This window comes from Paraburkholderia sp. GAS334 (assembly GCF_050436625.1).
GTDB lineage: Bacteria > Pseudomonadota > Gammaproteobacteria > Burkholderiales > Burkholderiaceae > Paraburkholderia.
This window is the reverse complement of sequence record NZ_JBNDMO010000009.1, coordinates 307378-328577: the sequence shown is the minus strand read 5'-3', so window position 1 is coordinate 328577 and position 21200 is coordinate 307378. Positions and strand designations below refer to the sequence as shown.

18 protein-coding genes and 1 pseudogene are annotated in these 21200 nt (G+C 60.5%); 6 read left to right on the top strand and 13 right to left on the bottom strand.

All coding sequences use genetic code 11. From position 1 onward, the window contains the following. Positions 1 to 284 precede the first annotated feature (284 nt). A complete protein-coding gene (locus tag P3T21_RS19235; RefSeq protein ID WP_429257521.1) occupies positions 285 to 1208 on the bottom strand; it encodes a LysR substrate-binding domain-containing protein in 924 nt (307 codons plus the stop codon). Between the two features lie 99 nt (positions 1209 to 1307). Between P3T21_RS19235 and P3T21_RS19230 the strand changes: the two genes are divergently transcribed. Together P3T21_RS19230 and P3T21_RS19225 are read left to right on the top strand one after the other, a co-directional pair. Beyond that, the gene (locus tag P3T21_RS19230) at positions 1308 to 2264 is read left to right on the top strand and encodes a DMT family transporter (protein WP_429257520.1); all 957 of its coding nucleotides are present in this window, start codon (positions 1308 to 1310) and stop codon (positions 2262 to 2264) included. Continuing rightward, positions 2240 to 2671, top strand: coding sequence for an AraC family ligand binding domain-containing protein (locus tag P3T21_RS19225; protein ID WP_429257519.1), 432 nt, complete (start codon positions 2240 to 2242; stop codon positions 2669 to 2671). Before P3T21_RS19230 ends, P3T21_RS19225 begins: the two co-directional genes overlap by 25 nt. A gap of 670 nt (positions 2672 to 3341) precedes the next feature. On the opposite strand, the gene P3T21_RS19220 is transcribed toward P3T21_RS19225, so the two are convergent. From P3T21_RS19220 to P3T21_RS19175, 10 genes and pseudogenes are all read right to left on the bottom strand, one after another. Continuing rightward, positions 3342 to 4478 carry a hypothetical protein gene (locus P3T21_RS19220; protein WP_429257518.1) on the bottom strand — a complete coding sequence of 379 codons (1137 nt, stop codon included), beginning with the start codon at positions 4476 to 4478 and terminating at the stop codon, positions 3342 to 3344. Positions 4479 to 5545: 1067 nt separating this feature from the next. Next, a pseudogene (locus P3T21_RS19215) lies at positions 5546 to 6328 on the bottom strand (helix-turn-helix domain-containing protein); the annotation flags it as partial. After that, a complete protein-coding gene (locus P3T21_RS19210) occupies positions 6325 to 6963 on the bottom strand; it encodes a hypothetical protein (protein WP_429257517.1) in 639 nt (212 codons plus the stop codon). The pseudogene P3T21_RS19215 and the gene P3T21_RS19210, both read right to left, overlap by 4 nt. A 313-nt stretch (positions 6964 to 7276) precedes the next feature. Beyond that, on the bottom strand, positions 7277 to 7591 hold the full coding sequence (locus P3T21_RS19205) for a high-potential iron-sulfur protein (RefSeq protein WP_429257516.1): 315 nt from the start codon (positions 7589 to 7591) through the stop codon (positions 7277 to 7279). A 102-nt stretch (positions 7592 to 7693) separates the two neighbouring features. After that, the gene (locus tag P3T21_RS19200; RefSeq protein ID WP_429257515.1) at positions 7694 to 9049 is read right to left on the bottom strand and encodes an ATP-binding protein; all 1356 of its coding nucleotides are present in this window, start codon (positions 9047 to 9049) and stop codon (positions 7694 to 7696) included. Positions 9050 to 9148: 99 nt separating this feature from the next. Beyond that, positions 9149 to 9874 (bottom strand): response regulator transcription factor, encoded by a 726-nt coding sequence (locus tag P3T21_RS19195; protein WP_429257514.1) that lies wholly within the window; start codon positions 9872 to 9874, stop codon positions 9149 to 9151. Between the two features lie 10 nt (positions 9875 to 9884). Further along, the gene (locus P3T21_RS19190) at positions 9885 to 10646 is read right to left on the bottom strand and encodes a MipA/OmpV family protein (protein ID WP_429257513.1); all 762 of its coding nucleotides are present in this window, start codon (positions 10644 to 10646) and stop codon (positions 9885 to 9887) included. A 195-nt stretch (positions 10647 to 10841) separates the two neighbouring features. Further along, positions 10842 to 13919 (bottom strand): efflux RND transporter permease subunit, encoded by a 3078-nt coding sequence (locus tag P3T21_RS19185; RefSeq protein WP_429257512.1) that lies wholly within the window; start codon positions 13917 to 13919, stop codon positions 10842 to 10844. Next, positions 13916 to 15094: an efflux RND transporter periplasmic adaptor subunit gene (locus tag P3T21_RS19180; protein WP_429257511.1), complete on the bottom strand. Its 1179-nt coding sequence runs from the start codon at positions 15092 to 15094 to the stop codon at positions 13916 to 13918. Before P3T21_RS19180 ends, P3T21_RS19185 begins: the two co-directional genes overlap by 4 nt. Positions 15095 to 15100: 6 nt before the next feature. Further along, positions 15101 to 16603 carry an efflux transporter outer membrane subunit gene (locus tag P3T21_RS19175; protein WP_429257510.1) on the bottom strand — a complete coding sequence of 501 codons (1503 nt, stop codon included), beginning with the start codon at positions 16601 to 16603 and terminating at the stop codon, positions 15101 to 15103. Between the two features lie 382 nt (positions 16604 to 16985). Between P3T21_RS19175 and P3T21_RS19170 the strand changes: the two genes are divergently transcribed. The 4 genes from P3T21_RS19170 (at position 16986) to P3T21_RS19155 (ending at position 19686) form a co-directional block, all read left to right on the top strand. After that, on the top strand, positions 16986 to 17711 hold the full coding sequence (locus P3T21_RS19170; RefSeq protein ID WP_429257509.1) for an MlaA family lipoprotein: 726 nt from the start codon (positions 16986 to 16988) through the stop codon (positions 17709 to 17711). Between the two features lie 104 nt (positions 17712 to 17815). After that, on the top strand, positions 17816 to 18157 hold the full coding sequence (locus P3T21_RS19165) for a hypothetical protein (protein ID WP_429257508.1): 342 nt from the start codon (positions 17816 to 17818) through the stop codon (positions 18155 to 18157). Between the two features lie 294 nt (positions 18158 to 18451). Beyond that, a complete protein-coding gene (locus P3T21_RS19160; RefSeq protein WP_429257507.1) occupies positions 18452 to 19141 on the top strand; it encodes a hypothetical protein in 690 nt (229 codons plus the stop codon). A 194-nt stretch (positions 19142 to 19335) separates the two neighbouring features. Further along, a complete protein-coding gene (locus P3T21_RS19155; RefSeq protein WP_429257506.1) occupies positions 19336 to 19686 on the top strand; it encodes a hypothetical protein in 351 nt (116 codons plus the stop codon). 110 nt (positions 19687 to 19796) lie between these two features. Here P3T21_RS19155 and P3T21_RS19150 read toward each other — a convergent pair whose 3' ends face one another. Further along, positions 19797 to 20369, bottom strand: coding sequence for a DUF4337 domain-containing protein (locus tag P3T21_RS19150; RefSeq protein WP_429257541.1), 573 nt, complete (start codon positions 20367 to 20369; stop codon positions 19797 to 19799). A 396-nt stretch (positions 20370 to 20765) separates the two neighbouring features. Then, positions 20766 to 21125: an ester cyclase gene (locus P3T21_RS19145; RefSeq protein ID WP_429257540.1), complete on the bottom strand. Its 360-nt coding sequence runs from the start codon at positions 21123 to 21125 to the stop codon at positions 20766 to 20768. Positions 21126 to 21200 lie beyond the last annotated feature (75 nt).

The following is a 21200-nucleotide window of genomic DNA, read 5'->3' as shown; positions in this document are numbered from 1 at the left end:
GGTGAGCGCTGCAATGGCAACAATCTGGAAGATTCTCTTCGACATAAAAGGTCTTTAGTTTTTGGGACGGCGCCGAGTATAACCGCCCTCCGAAAGGTTTTTGTAACTCGCCAGTTCGGACCTCGGTAAGAGGTGTAACAAAATGATCCGATGGCTTTTTAGCGAAACGCTTTCGGCACCTTTGGCGTCAGGCTGCAGTCGGGCCATGAGCGGTCCGTCACTTCCAACTCAAGAGCGTCCGTTGTTGTCGGGTAAAGCGCCGTTCACGGGGAAATGGCTTCTATTCATCGATGTGTTGCCTGGCCGGAATCCAGGAGAATGCTTCCGGCAGCCATCTTCTCGACCATCCACGCTTTCAGCGATTTCACGCCTGGTTGAAGTTCGTCCGCATCGGGGTGTACCAGATAGTATCCGTTCGGCAGTGGCAGCGCTTTGCCGAACGGTTCGACAAGCGACCTTTGAGCAAGCTCGGACTCAACGAGGATGGGACTTGTCAGGACCACCCCTTGCGCGCGCACGGCTGCTTCGATTGCCATCAAGGACTGATCGAATTGAATGCTGGCGATCGCTTCGATCTGCACTTCGCCAAGATTGCTGAAGCGCGTCAACCAGGCCGACCAGTGCGGATGCAACGTGTTGTGGAGCAGCGTCGCCGATCGAAGGTCTTCGGGTCGCTTCAATTTCCACTTCTTCGCGTAAGCCGGGCTGCAGTAGACGCGCCCCTCATCGGGGCAAAGCAGTTGAACTGAAAGCTGCGGATCGGCGCCGTTGAAATATCGGATCGCGAGATCGACGGCATCGAGTTCGAAATCGACGAGCGTGGTGGACGTCGAAAGGCTCAGCGCGATTCCCGGGTGCGCCTGCAGCAAGTCCGCCATGCGCGGAGCAAACCACTTTGCGGCAAAGCTCGGCGGCATCGAAAGCCGCAGGCCTTTGTTCTGACGTTCCCGCAAGCGGCGGCTTGCATGGATGATCTCCGCGAGCGCCGGCTGGATCCGCGCGAAATACGCGCGGCCTTCGGCAGTCGGCGTCACCTGCCTTATCTGCCGCACAAACAGGGCGACGCCGAGCCACGCTTCGAGCTTCTGGATTTGCTGGCCGACCGCGCCGGGCGTCACGCTCAGCTCTTCGGCGGCTAGAGTAAAACTGCCGAGCCGCATTGCAGCCTCCAGAGCCACCAAGGCCTTCATGGGCGGGATGGGTCTCATGGCGTAGTTTTCCTATTGCATTGGGAAAATTTAATCATTTGTACCGCATCGGCGGCGTAACGACAATGAAGACTGGAAACATTCTTCGAGTTCGTCGCCATGAACCCTGCCTACCTCGCCTTTGCAGCGCTCGGCCTCATCTGGGGCACCAACTTCATGTTCATGAAATGGGCGAGCGTCGACCTATCGGCGTCCCAGATCGTCTTTCTCCGGACGTTGTTTGGCTTCCTGCCTATCCTGGCAATGGCGCTGATCAGGGGCGAGCTGAAATGGCGCCATTTGCGTCACGCACCTCATTTCCTCGTAATGTCGCTGCTTGCCACCGTGGTCTACTACTACGCGTTCGCGAAGGGGGCGGCGCTGCTGCTATCCAGCGTGGCGGGCATGCTAAGCGGAGCGATCCCGCTGTTTTCTTTCCTCGCCGCATGGGCGCTATTGCGCCTGGAACGCCCAACTGCGCGGACGATTTTTGGCATCTTGAGCGGCTTCGTGGGCGTGTTGATGATTGCGCGGCCATGGAATGCCCATGCAAGCGGCGTGAATTTGCTCGGAGTCTTTTATATGGTCGCCGGTTCACTCAGCGTCGGATGCTCGTTCGTGTACGCGCGGCGCTTTCTCTCCGGCCTCGACCTCTCGCCACTGGCGCTTTCGACATGGCAGATCGGCTTCGCGCTTGTCGTAGTGAGTTGCGTCACAGACTTCCACGGCATGGCCCGTGTAACAGGTGACACGCGAGCAGCGCTTGGGCTCGTCCTGGGTCTCGGGCTGACAGGAACGGGGATTGCCTACATCCTGTATTACTACATTGTCGGGCGGCTCGGCGCGGTCGCGGCTTCCAGCGTGACGTATATCCCGCCTGTCATTGCCTTGCTGTTGGGACTGTCGATTGGCCACGAACCGATGCGCCCGCTCGATCTGATCGCGATGGCGGCCATTCTCGCGGGGGTCTACCTGCTCCAGAGCCGGGCGCGCGAGAAGCCGGCTGGCGTGGCGCCCAAGCCTATCTCGAGAGCCGAGGGCAGCGGATCATCATGCCGGCAGGAACGATCTGCGTGATCAATTCTGGCCACTTGCATGGAGGTCGCCCCGCTACGGAGGCCGGATGGGACTACCGGATGGTGTACATGACGACAACAGGCCTCATCGGCCTGCTCAAGGACGACGGCGAGGATTTCTCGGGGACGTTGTACTTCCCCGAGACGGTCATCGACGACCCGCAGACAATGAAGCTGATACGGGAGGCGCATGTCTGTTCGGAGTCGAATGACGCCACGCACCTTGAGAAGACGTCGCGCCTCGCGACTGCGGTCTTGCAACTGGTGCAGCGTCGTGAGCAGATGTCCCAGCTCCGATGCGCGAACGCCGGCATCGGCAGATGCCTGGTCAAGCGATTCGCAGGTGTGAAGGACTGTTGTACCGCTGGAAGCGGCCGATTCGGTGGTGCCCAGCCGACGGTCCGCTGAGGGTCGACTGAGCCGCTCATCATAAGGCTCAGTTCGGCCAGTGGACGAAACCGCTCGCGCGGTAATGGGGCTACGGCTCAACGTTAGTGGTCCGGGAGAGGAAACCCACTCTGTTTTCATGTGAAGGGCGAGGCAATCCGCCTCGTCATTCAACGGGAGCCGTAGAACGCATTGAAAGTGTCACCGTTTCGGCAAAAAACTGTCACCTCACACACCTGCCTTCCTATATCACGATTAAATCAAGCGAATTCAAATACTTACAGTCCGCGAATAAAATCTGCCACTGACGACGGCGAGCGAAGACGTCAATCGATGTGCTTCTGCCCTCTGCGCATGCCGAACGTCGCTGTCCAGCAGCGGGCGGTAGCGCGGCGAAGACCGGGTATATGCCTGCTCCTGCGCCTATTGGTCCGGGGCCTGAGTGCCGGCAGCGGGCAACGAATGATAGAGGTCCCGCCATTTATTCAGGTTCCCGTTCAGCCCCGGGTTGAGTTCTTTGGCCGGACCGGTGTGTCGCTTGCCGCGCTGTCTGTGCTATTGACGCCCGCTTCAAACGGCACACCTAGTTTGCTCCAGCCAGCAGGAATTGCGTCTCCCCGGCCATATGCATCAAGCGATAATTCCGCTGCATCAAGTTCGCTCACAGAATTCGTCACGATAACACCCCGCTTCAGTTATTTTGAAGAAACGTTAGTGATGTTCCGATCGGTGAATCTGATTTGTTTGGCCGATAGTAGACGTGCGCCATGACGAACTTGCGATCAGTATGACTGTAAGCCACGGCATCAATAAAATGCGAATCCGCGAGAGATGGCACGTTAAGGGTTGAAAATGACTGCAAGGCCCGGTTTGCCTCGACAACTGTGGCCTCCTTCGGAACAGAGTCGCGGATTGCTTCTCCGAACACTAGGATGTCCTCAGCAGTGGTCGCCCATGCGGCACTGACGTCCGTGTCGAGCGTTCTACCAGAGACCGTGCGATGCAAAACCCGTAGCTGACTGTCAAGCGTAAGCAGTTCCCAAGGCTTCCCAATTGTTCTCGACAGGATCTGCACAGCCTCCTTGTCTACGGCCGTCTGTACGAGAAGATAACGGCCCGGGAGAGTCAAACGCGCCGAGACCGCCCCGTCGATGCCGATGCTGACAAACTCGGCCTGGTTGGCACCCTCGCCGCAAAACACGATGTGCCCGTCACTGGTCGCCGTAATCGAATCGATTTGCTCGAGCCGCTCGATACCGATCGGCAGCGTTCGTTCCCATTTCAATTCACCGCTCGTGTCATGAAAGGCGATCCAATAAAAATAGTCGATTCGTGGCATGACATTAATCGGTCGATATTTTATAGCGCGTCCAATCGTGATGATCCCGCCATTCCGCGCAATGCATTTTAAGATATCGTTTACCCTGAAGGCTTCATTGCCCGATGGGAAGAGTCTTTTTTCCTTCAGTTTGATGCCATCCGCGCTAACGAGAACCAGAAATGCTGGCTGAGGGGCAACTCTCTGAACGCCGATGTGGCCACACAGCACCGTCGTACCGTCTTGCAGAATCGTTGAACTGTTGAATTTAGATCCAGAAGCAGAGGTTCTCTGTGGATCCTCTGATGGAATGTCGATACGCCACTGCGGATGTCCCTCCCAATCGGTCCTGACAGCCCACGCACTGCGAGTCGCCCAGTTGTCCCCGGCCAGGACGATACCGTTGTCCGGGGCAATGTTCGCCGAGTGAGCATTTGATGCCACGCCAGCCTCAATCACCACCTCCGTGGAGGAGGTGGCAGCATCAGCTTTCGAAAGACCTGTTGACATTAGAAGGCTCATGAGAAATCCAGCAACAAGTAGGCGCACTTTGCGCTCCTTTGGTTTGTATTCGCGTCGACGGAGTAGCGGTAAAACGAAGCTAGGCTTTTGTCTGGACGTTCTGTTATTTCCTTTCAAACCGAATAATGTGTCGCGACCGAACCAACGCGTCATGCCTATCCATCAGCTTTGCACGCCGATACAAGTCCCACGGCATCAAGCGCGTAGTGTCTGTCGTGACCAATACCAATAACGGTTGCCGCTTTCTGCGCGTCCTTAACGATTGGCTTTCCCAACCATTTGGCTTTGTGGGAAAGTTGCGGGTCTACCCAATCCAAAACCGCGCTACCATTAACGCAGCCCCCGAGTTGCCGGAAGCAATAGGCCACAGCCTTACGGGCCGATATTTTCAATGGCCAGACTATATGGACCTTGATACGGGAACTGCGCACTGACTGAAGTGACAATACGGACAACCCGAGGCAACGTTTTCTCTTCAGACACAGCTCAATTCGTGTGATTTGCGGACGACACGTTCACCGAGCATAGTGCCGTCAGAAATGACGATGTACATGAAGGGCCCCCGCAAAGGCATTCAGTGCAGATATCACAGTAGCCGGTCGCAGCTTCTTTTGAATCTCACCGGTCTTCGGATTTTTCGCATTACATAGGCGGTCACTGAATCGCCTACCCAACCGTTACATTTTGTTACCTGGTTTGGCGCAGTTAATACTATCAAATCGCGTTTTTCAAGTAGTGGTTGACCATCAGCTGTGGTGGCGTCGAAAAGCGCCGTTGGAATACCAGGCCGTTGGCCACACTGACCTTGCCCGTTCCGGTGAGGTCCGAAGCCGGTCCCGCATTGCGAAGGCACGTCAGCAACACAGTTGCTGTGATACAGAACGCTGTTCAATACTCGGTCACCGACGCAGACGATAACGGTCGCCAGGATCTCGTCATGCCGTGAATCGACTTTCTTGCAACGTCTCACGCTCTCGACAGCCCACGCGGTTCTGCGAACCAAGCGCCCTTCGCGCCACTCGAAAGCGGCCCGTCGACGCCGGTTACAGATGCGCCATTTCGAATTCGTGTTCAAAGCCGAGCGGATCGCGCACGACCACTTTTAACCGGATATCGAGCCGGTGACCGTCGAACTCCACCACCTGATAGGGACGTGTCGCCGCAGGACTCCCCACGCCGTCATCCCTATGTGGCAACCCCTTCAGATGCGAAGCGCCCGCCGAGCGCGCGGCGGCACCGAAACTGCGCAGCATTTCCGCCTTCAGCCGCTGCGACAGCGAACGGATCGCGCGCCCCGCCGTGTTGAACGGGTAGTCCGCTGCCGTGAGGCCCACCGCGCGACACTGGCGAAGGAATTCGTCATGCAGCGGCTGCAGCCCTCGCAGGCGGGTCTGCAATCGCCCGTCAGTGTTGATCTGCTCGAGCAGCACGCGACGCTGTCTGACCTGCAGCAGCAGCCACGCGGCGAGCGTCGGGTAGCGCTCGAAAAGTTGCGATAGCGCGCCCGCGGCGCCGCAACTGCCTCGCTCGCCACGTATTCGCACTGGACTCAGACGAACATACTCGGCGATCCGCACATAGCTCACCAGGGCGCGGAACCCAAACGGCCGCCCATCCGGATGCGGTGATAAGGCCCGTTCAAGCCAGCGATACAACTGGCGTCGATCGACACCAGTAGACTGTTCGATCTGTTTGAGCGATTCGCCGCGCGCATAACATACCAGCGCCTGCATGCGCGCTTCAAACGCGCGCTGTGCTTCGTGATCGAAGTCGGTGTAAGCAACGGCAGGCCATGTCGCCAGATCGATTGCCTGCAGCTCCGGCTTGCGGCGGCTCATGAGTTTGCCTCCGCGGTAACAAACGAAGTGAGAAGTGAGAGGGCCTGGGTGTGCAGATCCGGCGCCCTGAGCTGCCCGGCATGCAACATCCCGAATACGGCCGTGCGGACCAGCACCGGATCTCCGGTCGAAAACTCCCGCTCGATCGCAAGCAACTTCCGGGGATGGGTCAGGAAGCGCTCGATCGCTCGCGGCAGGGATGGTGAAACAAGGCCCCGGTTCGCCACAACGCACGGGAGCATGCGCTGCCAGTTGTCGATCCACACCCGCGCGGCAGCGAGGTCGGCCGCCGACACCCTCCGGACGGACAGTGCTGCTCCATCGAGATCGCGGTGGAATTTTGCGGTGTGGTCATCAGCACGCAAATCATCAAGGATGACTAACTCCTCCTGTCGATCAACGTAACGGACCAAGAAGTCGGCAAGGCGCTGCTGCCCGTCAACATGCACATAACCGGGCCGCTCGCAAAAGGTGATCACCGCAGGATCCGCTTCGAGCAGAAGCCACTGCTCAAGCAAGGCGCGCCTGTAAAACGTCAGCCGTCGGGCCAGCTTCGGACTGAAGGCTTCGAACCGGTGCGCGCCACGCGGGCGGGCAAGCGCGACCGGCTCCGCGATGTGCAGGAAATTTTCCATAAGATCAGGACCTTACGGACGGGCTTCGAAGTGTAGGACGCGAAGTGACAAATTTAATGCGGACTTATGCGAATTGACGCTTTTATTTCGTTCGGACTGCAAGCAAAAGTGTCACTGTAAGGGCGCGTTGGCCCGATATTTCGAGGTTCCGTCGGTGACACATTTAATGCGGCCTACGATTGCACAATTTCAGATGGTGCGTCGTCTTGCCCGCGGCCAATGAGGCGTCGGAGTCATTCTCGACAGGGTAGGTACGCGCTGCGCAGCGACCGGCGTCAATTCAAAAAACCCGCTGCCGTGGAGTCGGACTCGGTCATCCCTCCATTTTTTCATAGACGCTGCACCACCCTTTCGCCATGACGCGTTCACCCAGAAAGATCGTGCAGGGACCTGACTGGTCAGAAGCAAGACCTTTATAGTGCCGACAATTCGCGCAAACCTGCCCTTTTATGTACTTTGGATGCTCGGCTTCATCGACAGATGTTGCGTCGTCCCGGTAGTTGAGCCATCGCGCTGTCAGGTCGCGCTCAGAGACCGAGCCCGTTTCGGCAAAGGCGCCCGCTTGTGGAGCGCAAGCGACAACGAGTGATGCTATCTGCAAAATGCAGTGGCGACGTGAGAATTTCACTGCACAACTCCCAAATCTGATCGGAAGAAAGACGACTGTTTACGTATGCATACACGCGGTGGCGTGCATCAGGCGACAAGACCTGCCGCCTTGTCATGGTTTCTAAAGCCAGACGATAAAACTCGTGCCCGACAGCAGGCTGCTCACCGTCAGCCGCCATTCGTGAGCAATCGCGATCTCCTTGCAGATGGCCAGTCCGAGGCCAGCGCCGTCGTGCTTTGTATCAGGTGCACGCCAGAATCTTTTGAAAAGGAATGGAAGGTATTCCTGCCTGATGCCAGGGCCCGCGTCCCGAACCTGAATCGAGACGTTGTCCACAGTCAGCGATACGACGCTATTGGGCGGCGAAACGTTGATTGCGTTCTCGACGATATTCTTGAGCAGGATAAAGAGCGCACTCCCGTCTGCCCAGATCGGCGACGGCACAACGGCCGCGTCAAGTTGAAGCTTCACCTGCTTTTTATCAGCTTTGCGCTCCAGATAGGACACGACGTCCTGTGCGACATCGACACTGCTCACCTCCCCAAAGCTGTAGTTCTGCGATTCGCTAACCTCCGCCAGATGCAATAACTGTCGGACCTGGCGGGCCATCAGGTCAATCTCGCGAAACAGCAGTTCCTTGTGCTCGATCTCGGGTTGCAGTTCGATCTGGCCACGGATCAACGTAAGCGGCGTCTGCAACTCGTGCGCGGCCGACGCCAGAAACTGCTGCTGGACAGCGAAACCATTCTCCAGTCTGGCAAGCGTATCGTTGAAGGCGTTGATCAGTGGCTTGATTTCGCTGGGAATACCCTGCAGCGACAGACGCATCGTCAGATTGCGCGGCGTGATCGATGCCGCGGCCTTTGACGCTTCCCTCAGTGGCTTGAGTACGCGATGCACGGATATCGTCAGCGTCAGTCCGAAGATGATCGTCGCAACCAGGATGGTGACTTTGACGATCGCAGGAATCTGCTTGACCTTCGCGCCGATCATCGCGTCGACGAGGCGTGCGCTCGTAGCGGTCTGCGCATAGAAGACCGAATCCCCGTGCGGAACCTGACGCGTCACAATGCCGAATGCCTTGGTGCCTATCGTTACGTCCGCAGTCTTGCCCACGGCCTCGGCCAGATCGCCGGCCACCCATGGCGCGCCCTCCCGGGCGTTGTCCGACGCGAGTAGCACATTGCCCCGCTTGTCGAGCAGCCGGTACATGAGCTCAGTGCGTGCCGCCGCAAAAAGCCACGCCCTCTCCTCTGGAAGCCGTACCGAAACCGGACGGCCAGCGCTGTCGAAGACGAGCCCGTTTGCAATGTCCGTCACGCTTTCAAGCTGTTCATGCCGCCCGAGTGTCTGCTCGGGAAAATGATTGAACACGTAGATAACCATACTGGCCAGCACGGTCAGGCTGAGGGCAAGCGCAGCAACGCTGGTCAGCCACAGCCGCGCGGACAGACTTCGAATCCAGTGATTGAGCATGATGAGAACCGTACAGGTTGGCTGTGGGTGGAACGGGCATGCAATTGGTCAGCGATTTACCTGGCGTTGGTTTGTATCGGCCTGCAGCGCGGCAAGGTTTCATGCGCCACTCCTTGTCGAACCCGGGTTGTCATGCGAACCAGTCTGTCCCGAGGCCGGTTGCAGCGCGAAGCCCGCACCGCGAATATTCGCAAGCCGCGTGGTCGTGCCGATGGCCGTCAGCTTCTTGCGCAGGCGGTGGACCGTCACTTCCAGCGCGTTAGGCGTCACCGCGTCGCCGAGGCCCCATGCAGCATGCTCGAGTGCAGCATGCCGAACCGTGCCGCCCGCTGCCTTCACGAGACATAGCATGATCTGCAGTTCGGCAGGCGCAAGCGGTACCGACTGGGCACTACCGCCCATCCTGCGTTGCTGCGGATCCACCGTGAGGTCGGCGAACGACAGCACCAGTTCCTCCAGAGCCGGCGGCCGGCGCATCAGCGTACGGACCCGCGCGACCAGCTCGCTCATGGCGAACGGCTTGGTCACGTAGTCGTCGGCGCCGCTTTCGAGGCCGTCCACGCGGTCGTGCAGAGCATCGCGAGCCGTCAGCATCAGGCACGGTGTCATCCGGCCCGCGCCACGCAATTCGCGCAGAAAGGTGAGCCCATCTCCGTCCGGCATTCCGCGGTCGATGATCAGCACCGCGTAGTCGGCACGGCTCACACCGTAGTTCGCCTCGGAGAGGTTGCGGAAGTGATCGGCTTCGATTCCCGCTTCCGTCAGCGCCTTACGCACCATGCTTGCGAGGCGCTCGTGGTCTTCGATCAGTGCAACTCGCGACATGACGTTGCGCTCAATTGAATTGATAAAGGTAGCCAATTTTGGCTTGCGGAATGAACCTCTTGCCCACCAGCGGGCTGTCGGTGATGCCGCTACCAAGATGCGACGCGCCGACGTCGAGAATCACAATCTGATGGCGCGTGAACCTGTAGTCGACACGCGCGCCCACCGACATGTCGTAGGTCGACTTTCCTGAATACGCAGGACGCCCTGCCCGCACCTCCGATGCTCGCACGCCGTAATAGTAGTCGACATATTTGCTGCTCAGCCATTCGGCGCCGACGTGCGGCTCGAATGAAAGGTTGCCGTAGTCGAAGGACTTGCTGAAGTCGATGCTCGCCATTTCGCCCTTGTTGCCACCAGCCAGGAAGTCACCGGAAAGAGTGCCGAATGCGGTCCGCCAGGCGAGCGCCGGGCCATACCAGAAGGCGCCGTTGCGGTTCTGCATGCCGTTCAGGATCGGCGCATCGGACTGCTTGTATCCGTCGCCGATCGCGAACTTGCCGCGCAGTGCGAAGCTCACGTTGCTCCATTTGCCGATCTTCAGGTCAACCGTCGTGCCGAAAGCATGCACCCATTTATTGTCGAGGGAAACCAGCGGGATCGGTGTGAATCTGGTGCCATAACCTTTGTAGGGTGCCTGCTCGATACCCGCTCCGACCCCCAGGCCCCAATGGGTCACATTCGTGGCGTTGCTCAACACGGTGAAGCCCGAGTCGTCGGTGTCGGGCGGTTCCGCGCTGACACCGTCCGCCCAGGCCGCGCCCGAATACACGCACGCTGAAGCAACGGCCAGCAGTAGCTGGTGCTCACGGCGAAAAGTTTTTTTCACAGTCGTTCCTGAAGTGGATGGATGAGACGGGATCGACTTTAGGACCGGACGACTTACTCGTTACTTACCCAAAAATACGCTGAACGGAGAGATGAAGGATATGGGCACCGCAAGGACGCGAATCCCTTGGGCCGTCGCCTAACGCGCGTTGTGTCGCGTGAAGCGGCCTGACAGACGCGCAGCGCGACGCCTGAATCCATCGACGTAAGAGAACACCACGGGTACCACCAGCAGGCTCAACGCCGTCGAGGTCAACAGTCCGCCGATCACTGCGAAGGCCATCGGCTGCCGGAAGCTTGCGTCGGCGCCCAGGCCGAACGCGATCGGCAGCATACCCGCCGTCATCGCGACCGTGGTCATCACGATTGCTCGTGCGCGCTTCGCGCACGCATCGACCAGCGCTTCGACGAGCGGTATCTGCGACAGTTGCAGATTGCGGATCGTGTATTCGACCAGGAGGATGGAATTCTTCGTGACAATCCCCAGCAGCATGACAAGACCGACCATCGAAGGCACGTCGAGTTCGCTACCGGTTGCGAGCAGCATGACGAACGAGCCGCCGAGGGACAGCGGCAGCGCGGACAGGATCGTGAGCGGCTGAAGAAAGTCCTTGAACAGTACGACGAGCAACAGGTAAACGCAGAGAATGCCTGTCGCGATCGCAAAGACAAACCCGGACGACAGTTCGGCCATGGTATCGGCGTCGCCGTCTTCGAGAAGTTCGACGTCGGCAGGCAACGCGCGCACGGACGGCAACGCCCTGACCGACGTCAGCGCCTCGCCGAGCGCGGTTGCGCCGAGATCGGCCGACACCAGGACGAAGCGCTTGCGATCGAAGCGCGCAAGCTCCGCAGGCCCACTTCCCACTGAGACGCTCGCCACCGATCCGAGCGGTACGGGACCGTCACGGCCCTTCAGGCGCAGACCGGACACCGAGCTGACGCGTCCCAGTTCGCGATTGCCAAGCTGCACGCGCAGGAAGATCTGCCGGTCGTCGAGGTTGAGTCTTGCGAGCTGTGCGTCGAAGTCTCCGGTGGTTGCGATGCGCGCGGTCTCGGCGATCGCCGCGGTGCTGATGCCGCGTTCAGCGGCAAGCGCCATATCGGGGCGGATCTCGATTTCGGGCCGCTCCACGCTCGCCGACGAAGCCACGTTGCTCAGTCCGCGAATACCGCGCATCTCACGCGCTACCCGTGCTGCACTCCCGGCCAGCGCCGCTATGTTGTCGCTGGCCAGGATGATCTCGAGCTTCTCACCGAGTCCGCCGTCACCGAGGGAAAACCGCGCACCCGGAACAGCAGAGAGGCGTTGCCGGACTATTGCCTCGATCTTCGCCTGCGACGGCCGGGCGCGTCGCGGCGCCAGCATCAGGGTCATCGTGCCGAAGCGAACGCCGGCCGTCTGCGCCGAATCGAAGCTCGTCGTCGCGTTGCCGCCGGCGACGCTGAAGATGCGCTCGATGCCGGAAATGCCACCTAGCGCCCGGCGGGCATCACGCTCGATAGCGAGCGTCGCGTCGAGCGCGCTACCCGGCGGCAACTCGACATTGGCCACGATGAAACCGCGATCGGACGCCGGTACGAAGCCGCTGGGAATCAGGGGAATCAGCGCAACCGAGCCGGCAAGAAACGCCACGGTCAATCCCAGCGCTGTCTTTCGGTGTGCCAGACACCAGCACACGACGAGCAGATAACGCTGCATCAGTCGCGATGGCGCCCGCTCGCAAATCGGCCCATGAAGCGGCGTGTTCCTGAGCATCGCAACTGCCATCATCGGTGTGAGCAGTCGTGCGACCAGCAACGACATCAGCACGGCGACCACCGCCGTCCAGCCGAACTGCTTGAAGAACAGGCCCGGGACACCCGACATTTGAGCGGTCGGCAGGAAGATCGCGACCAGCGTAAGGGTCGTCGCGATCACCGGCAGTGCGATCTCCGTCACGGCGTCCGTTGCGGCCTGGAGGATGGGCTTGCCCATCTGCACATGCCGCTCGATGTTCTCGATCTCCACAATCGCGTCGTCGACCAGCACGCCGATCACGACCGCCAGCGCCAACAGCGTCAGTGTGTTCAACGAATAGCCGAGCCACTGCATGGTGGCGAAGGCCGGCAGGATCGATAGCGGCAACGCAGCAGCGGCCACGAGCGTCGCGCGGCCGTCGCGCAGGAACCACCACACCACCAGCACGGCGAGCAGCGCGCCCTCGTAGAGCATGTCCATCGACCCTTTGTACTGCTCTTTCGTGTAGTCAACGGCGCTGGAAACCAGCTGGAATGTGAACGTGGGGTCTGCTGCGTGAAGGCGGTCGAGCGCCGCTTCGACATCGGTCGCGATGCGTGTCTCGTCCGCACCTTTAGCCCGGTAGATTCTGAACCCGACGACCTTCCTCTCGCCGAGTATCGCGGTCTGGGTCGGCTCAGCGAAACTGTCGTCGACGCGTGCGACCTGATCGAGTCTGATCGAGCGGCCATCGGCGAGAACGATCGGATAGCGCGCGAGATCGGCCACCTGTGGCACGGTACCGAGCACGCGCATCGACTGTTCGCCGCCACTGAAGCGCCCGCGGCCGCCTGAAGCATCCATCTGCATCGAACGAAGTGCGCGTGAGACATCGACCGCCGTCACGCCCGCCGATGCCAGGCTGGCCGGATCGACTTTCACCTGCACCTCTCGCGTGACGCCGCCGACGCGCTCGAATTGCGCGACCCCGGCAACCGCGAGCACCGTCTTGCTGACGGTGTCGTCGACGAACCACGACAGGCGCTCGTGGTTGAGCCGGAACGAAGCGACCGCGAACGTCATGATCGGTGCCGAATCGCTTCGGACCGCCGTCACGACCGGTGGATCGAGATCGGCGGGCAATTCGGAGCGGATTCTGTCGAGTGCGTCCTTTGCTTCGTTCAGCGCATCGGATAGATTGCGCCCGATGATCAGCTTGAGCTGGATATGAACCTGTCCGTCGACAATGTGCGTATTGATGTGCTTGAGACCCTGCAGCGTGGCGAGCGCGTCTTCGGCCTTGCGGGCGACGTCGGCTTCGAGCTGGACGGGCGCCGCACCGGGCAGCGTCAGCGTGACATTGAGGGTAGGCAGATCGAGGTCCGGCATGTTCTGGACGGGCAATCGATGAAAACCCCACAGTCCCGCCAGCGACAGAAAGATGAACAGCACGATGACCGGGATCCGGTGGTGAATCGACCACGTGGCGAAGTTCATTGCGGCACCTCACTGACCGTCGATACCGGAGCCGGCGCAAGCGTCACGACATCCCCGTCGTTTAGTAACGCGGCCCCTTCCCGAACGATGTGTTCCGTGTCGGCCAGTCCGCGCACGATCTCGATCCGCGTGCCCTCGCGCTGGCCTGTCTGCACTTCACGCAGCGTGACCCGCTGCACGCCGCCTCGCTCGACGACGACAGCCACATTGCTGCGCCCATCGTGCATGGCGAGCGCGGAGGCCGGCACCACCAGTGCATCGCTTTCGCCTGACGCGATGCGCCCGCCCGTGTACATGCCCGCGCGCGCATCGGAGCCGGGCTCCAGATCGGCATAGACGATGGCGACGCGCGACTGTGGATCGAGTGACGGCGCGATCCGGCGCACGGTGCCCCGCGCCTCGCTGCCGTCCGGCAATGTCATAAAGACCTGCAAACCGGGCTTGATAGCCGCGACCTCGGCGGCCGTCACTTCGGCTCGCCATTGCAGCCGGTCCTGCCGGATCAGCCGGAACAACTCCTCGCCGACCGGTGTCACAGAGCCGAGGGTAGCCGCGCGTGCGCTGATCGTGCCGTCGTCGGGCGCGACGACGCTTGCGTTCTGCAAGTCGAGCTTGCGGACCTGCAACTGCGCACGCGCGACTTCGACCTGCGCCTTCGTCACCGCGGCCGCCGTGCGGTATTGCAGCAGGTCCTGCCTGCTGATGCCACCGCTGTCCTTCATCTGCAGCGCGCGGGTTTCGTTGGTGCTCGCCTGCTGCGCGCTCGCCTCGGCCTGCGCAAGTGCAGCGGCCATCTGTGCGACCTCGGCACGAAGCATCGCCGTGTCGTAGCGGGCCAGGACCTGACCCTGCTTCACGACTTCGCCGACGTCGACGCGCACTTCAGCGAGGCGCGAGCCGGTCACCAGGGCACGGATCGACGCTTCCTGCCATGGCGCGATTGCGCCGGACACATCGATCGATCGGGTCCAGTGCTCATGGCGCGGCGTAAGGAGTGCGACCGTTAGCGCGCTTGCGGCGCTCGTATGGGCGGTGCCAGATGGGCGGGAGCGAAGCGCGACCGCAACGCCCAGCGCCGCGAGCAGGACAAGAACGATGACTGCGGCGACGGCGCGCCGCCTGGTCGTAGCGTGACGGCGAAAGCCCACGATTCGGGTAGCGAGTGACTGCGGCATGGTGGATCAATCCGGTTGAGAATGCGAGGCGGCAAAAGTCGCGACGTTGCCCGATGCGCGGATCACGTCGACCCAGGCCTGCACGCTCGCACGCGCGGCATCGACTGCGGTTTCGTCCGCCGCTTCGCGCTTGCGGCGCGTGTCCTCGAGCACGAACAGGCTGACTGCGCCGGCACGCCATTGCGATTCGGTCGCGTCGAGCGTCGCCTGAGCCGCATCGCGCGCGTGCGCCGCCGCAGTGAGCCGCTGGCGCGCATGCGCCTGCGCCGACAGCGCGTTTTCGACGTCCTGCGCGGTGGTCCGCACGGTTTCGCGCAAGGTAGCGAGCGCGGCAAGGTAACGGGCGCTCGCGGCATCGACAGACGCCGAGCCCGCTCCGGCATCGAAGATCGGTCCGCTAACGGCGGGCAGCAGTGACCACGCGAGCCAGGACAACGTCGACCCGGACGCGCTGATCCAGTTGCCACTGAACACCGCCGTCAGATTCAGAACGGGCAGGCGGTTGGCACGCGCAACGCCGATTTCCGCGTAAGTCGCAGCCATTTCGTGCTCGGCGGCAATGACGGCCGGATGGCTCGCGAGCACGCTAGCAGGCAGCGCAAGCACGGCTTCGGGCATTTCCCGAAACGCGAACCAACCGTCGTTGCGCTGTCCATGCAGGAGACTGGCAGCGCCAGCACGCGCGTTAAGATCATCCGCAGACAGACCGGTCAGTTGAACCAGCGCGTCCGTGTCCTGCACGCATAGTTCGTCCTGGGCAATCAGGCTTGTCTGCGCATCGGCAAGTGAACTCAGCGCGCGGCTTTCGTCGACCGGCGCGGCAAATCCCAATGCAACACGCTGACGCGTCAGCACCAGGTCGCGTTGCTGCGACTCGATGTCGTGGCGTCTGACGTTCAGGACCACCCGGCACGCACGCAGCGAAGTCACGGTGCCGGCTACCTGGGCGGCGAGCAGGAGGCGCGCTGCCGCCGCGTCTGCCGTACGTGCGGCCAGCCGACTACTGGCAGCCGACTGTGCCAGTCGAAGGCGTCCGAACAGATCGATCTCCCATGCGAACGTCGGGCCGCCCGTCACTGCCGAGCCCACCACTGTGCTGCCACCGCCTCCCGTACTTCCGCCAATGCCGCCGCCTCCGCCCTGAACGCGGGCGCGCTCGACGCTCGCGTTGAAAGACACATGCGGGCGGCTTTGAGCGGTCTGGGCGCCAAGCATCGCGCGCGCTTCGGCGACATGCGCTGCGGCAAGCGCAAGCGACGGGCTGCTGTCGAACGCCGCTTCAATCAAATCATCCAGCACCGGGTCACCGAGCGCGGTCCACCATTTATCTTCAGGCGGCGACGATGCCGACGCGTCATGCATCTGGTTCGCCCAGGCTGGATGAACCTGAAGCGCGGGCTGCACATAAGCAGATTGCACCGAGCAGGCGTTCAGGCCTGCGCAGACGGCGAAAGCAAACCCTATCCATCCCGCTGCCGCATCGCGGCGTACCCGCCGCCTACCCGGCATGTGTGCTGCTCCGCCTGGTGGACGCGGGAAACAGGCAGACGGCCCGAGGCAAAAAGAGAGCCGTCGCCACTTCGATATCAAGCGGGTCAGTCATTGAGAAATCCAGACGGGGTTCGGTAAATCGACCTGGGCTCAACCCGCTCAATCGTGCGACCGATGAGCTGGATGTCGCCGCACCAGCAGCAATGGTGTCGCAGCGTGACTTACCTGACACTTACCGCACAGGGCAAGAACACACAGGGTCCAATGGTGTCTGCGCGCAGCCGTTCGGCGGTAAGTGAGCAGTAAGTCCTCCGGCTTCATCATCCATTCGACTGGCTGCGGCGACGCGCTCGCGTGCATCGCAGGCCCAATCGTCAAATCCCCTGCCGGGAGACTGCGCATGAACAAACGTGATTTGAGTGGCCTGGCGTTGGTCGCGACAACGCTGGTCTTATACGGATGCGCGACGGGTTCCCGACGTACCGCCGGCGACCCGCTCGAGCCGATGAATCGCGCGGTTTATTCGTTCAACGACAAGCTCGATACCTACGTGGCCAGACCCGTGGCGACCGCGTATGAGAAGGTAACGCCGACGCCGGTGCAAACCGCCGTTCGCAACTTCTTCTCCAACCTTGGTGATATCGGCAACTTCGCCAACGATCTGCTGCAACTCAAGGCGACGGACGCGACAGAAGATGTAATGCGCCTTGCGTTCAACTCGACATTAGGCATTGGCGGCCTGATCGACTGGGCGACGCCCGCGGGGCTGCCGAAGCATCATCAGGATTTCGGCCTGACACTTGCCCACTACGGCGTGCCGGTTGGGCCCTATCTGGTCGTGCCGCTATTCGGCCCGAGCAGTGTGCGGGACGTGAGCGACATCGCCGTCGGCGGTCTGCTCAACCCATTCGGGGCCGCACCTGTTGCCGTCCAGGCATCAGTGGCCGGCACTCGCTTTGTGAGCAAACGCGCCGATCTGCTGGGCGCTTCAGACCTGCTTTCGCAAGCAGCCATCGATCAGTATTCGTTCGTACGAGACGTGTATCTGCAAAGACCGCGCGAGCTGTCTTCGAAGCCCACAGATGCCAACGTGCTGCCCGACTACTCCGGCACCGCATCTCAGTGAATTCATCGCCGACACATGACGATCTGGTAACGCTCCGGTAAGTGTCAGGTAAGCCAAGCGCGTTCAACATGAGATGAGTGTCATAGGCAGCGGGAACTCACTCCATGAAAGGCAGTACCGCGACAGCCCTGCGCGCAAATGTCGTGCTGTTTTCTGTTTCGACCGCAATCGCCATGGTTCCCTGTGTTGGGGTTCCCCTGCTGTTTCGCCTGCTCGACGACGGCACGCCCGAATTGCCCTGGCAGGGCGGCATCTTCGTGTTTGCATCGCTTGTCATGTTGTTGCTGCGCTGGAACGCGCGGCGAGCGTTCTATTCGGCCTTGCAGGCAAAGAAGGTTCAGCTCGCGCAAAAGGAGCATCTTCCCGCATTGATCGCCGGCGACTGCCCGCGTGCATGGCTCGTCCAATTGCACCTCGAACTGCGCGGCTTTCGCTGTGGCGAATGATTACGCAACTGGTCGCGAGTTTTTCGAGGAAGGCGAATTTGTCTGGCAGCCACGCCGGGACCGGATTTGGGCCGGTCCCGGCAAATCGGCTAAAGTGCTGGTTTTTTGGATGGCACAAATGGCTGGAAGCCAGTGGGGACAAGCGATTCCAACGAAATTGAGCGGTGCGCAGTTCGAGCAGTTTGTCTTGCCGCATCTTTCCCGCGGCACTCGTGGACCGGCATCGAAACTGAGCCCGCATGCGATCTTCAACTACATTCTGAAACTGCTGTACTTGGGTGTCAGTGGAAGGAATTGCCGATCGAAAAGGATCGGGATGGTCGTCCTGAAATCCATCACACGCGTATCTACCGCGCCTTCCGACGCTGGGAAGCGCAGGGTTGCATCGCGGCCATCTTTGCCGGTTCGGTGCTCAAACTTCATCAGGCTGAACTCCTGGACATCAGCATCATTCATGGCGATGGCACCACCACGGCAGCGAAAAAAAGCGGCGACAACATCGGCTTCAGCGGACACAAGAAAATGAAGGGCGATAAGGTCGTGGCCTTCTGCGACCGGAATTGCAATGTGATCGCACCGTTTGTCGCTGCCCCCGGCAACGATAATGAATCGCCGCTGCTGCGCGAAGCGTTACCGCTGGTAACGCGCATCGCCCGCGAGATTGGCATGAACCTGCAAGGCACCGTCGTCAGCCTGGATGGCGTCTACGATTGCCGGTACAACCGCAAGGCGATTTTCAATCGCGGCATGACGCCTAACATCAACCCTAACCCGCGCGGACGCAAATCACCGAAGCGAGGTCGCAAGCCACTGTTCGAACCATGGATTTTCGAAGAACGCTTCAGCACCATCGAGCGCGTCTTTGGCTGGGAGGACAAGTTCCGTCGCCTGCTGCTTCGCTTTGATCGCCTCAGTCACCTGCACTACGCATTCAAGACCCTTGCTTACACGATGATCAACCTGCGGCACTTCTGCCGCGAATAGCCTTCACACCCATGGCTGTAACCGATGGTGCCGGGCACCAGGCGGCTGCACGCCTGTCTCATGCATCTGAAAATGAAATTTCAATCAGCATAACCAACCATGGCTTTCGCAAACAACCTTCTTCCGATTTCCCAGCGACTGAAGCTCCCGATTGATGACGCTAGATCAATCGAGACGAAACCCGCAACCAGTAGTTGCTATCCGACCACGTCGCCGAATGGATCACCCGTCCGCTCGCGGCACTCGGCAACAAGCTCACCGAGCGCAGCGAGAGCGAGGACGATTCGGTGCACTCGGCGGTGGGTCTGGGCGTGGCCACGGGGCTCCTGTGGGCGCCGTGCGCTGGCCCGGTCCTGGGCCCGCTCCTCACGGGTGCCACCCTCAAGGGGGCCAGCGTCGACGGCGCCACTCAATGGCTCAACAGCCCGCCGCTCACAGCGCGGTCGCTGCGCGGCGAGGTGGTGCTGGTCGATTTCTGGACCTACTCCGTATGCAACCAGGCATGGTGTTCATATGCCACGTGCAGTCTCGAATCGGCGCAATAGTTGGAAGAGATACCCCGGCTGCAATCAAGACGGGCGTCCGTTCAGCACCAGCGATCGACGGAGATCAGGTTTTCCATCGCAAGGCGACGAGTACGAAAAGTAGTGCCGAGCTACCACGACAGGAGCGCCGCAGCGCCTAGAGACACGCCGCATACTGCGACCCCAAACGACATGACCTGCAGCCAGCGCTTTCGCGTGAGCAGGGTGATTGCAGCGAGCGCGATCGATATCTGCACTGCGGTGGTGGCTTGTGCCCAGCGGTGATGACTATGCAATAGAGTCTCGCTCCGCGCGTTCGCCCGCTCTACATCCTTCTCTAGTGCCTCAGCCTGTTGTCGGATCGGTTCCTTCTGTTCGCGATACTTGTTCACGTCCGCTTCGAACTTTGATCGAGCAGCTGAGGTCGGGTCGACAATTGCGGCACCTAATTCCGCGAGATTCTGTTTTTCGCCCTTTGCCTGAAAATAGCCCCACTGCTTCGCTGCTTCCGTCTTACTGATAGCGGCCTCATTCTTGGCAATCAGCGCGAGATTTTCTGTGTTGCCGCTCTGATAAGACCCGAATGCCCCGAGCGTTGCGAGGATAGCCGTCATCACGGCAATTCGCGCCGAGAAAGTATCGCCGTGCGACGCGTGCTCTACCGCGTGATCGTGCGGGCCGTGAATTTCAAACTCGTCCGTCATTGCATACCCTTCGAGATGCTCTTCTATTATCAATTGCAGCGGCGCCACGCGTCGTCGATCGCTCCGAAAACGGGAGAAGCCGCTGTACCTCGCCTAGTTCCTTCAGGTCGGGCCGACGACCGCGTAACATTTCGCAAATCGCAAGCGAGCGACCAGCGACCTGTGCCTTGGTGCCGGAGTCAAGTCGACCCAAAGTCAGCTTCGCCGCGACCGCGTTTTTGGCAATGCAGCAGGAGTCCTGCAACGAGTACCCAAACGGTCATCTGGCGCATCGCTCCCTCCTTTGTTCTTTTGTGAACAAACCATAGAGTTTGACACAAGGCGTTCAATGGATGGCGCGGCACAACACCGCTGCGGATGTAGACCACTGCGAAGCAAGGTCAAGCGTCGCCGACCTTAATGGCCCGGCGGGACGGCCACACCGAGTTGTATCATCAACCCGAGTGTGTCCATGATGATGCGGCTCTCCTTGATCTTGCCCTCTTGAACGCGGTCGATAACCATACCCCAGACGCGTACAGGACGCCCGGTGGCGGGCACGCCGAGAAACGCTCCACTGTGCGTGCCCGTCCATTCGAAGCGGGTCAGCACCCGGTCTGCGTCAGAAAGTTGCTCCTCAATGCGCCAATGCATATCCGGGAACGCGGCCCGCATGCCCCGCAGGACGTCCTTGAGGCCTTCGAGACCGGGACCTTGGCCAGGGAATGGGACCTGTTCCACCATGTCCTCCCAGAAGAACTTATCAGTTGCATCGATATGCCCCTAGTTCAGAACCTCCTCAATAAATCCGCGAACGACAGCGCTGATCTCACGCACGGGACGGACTCCTGG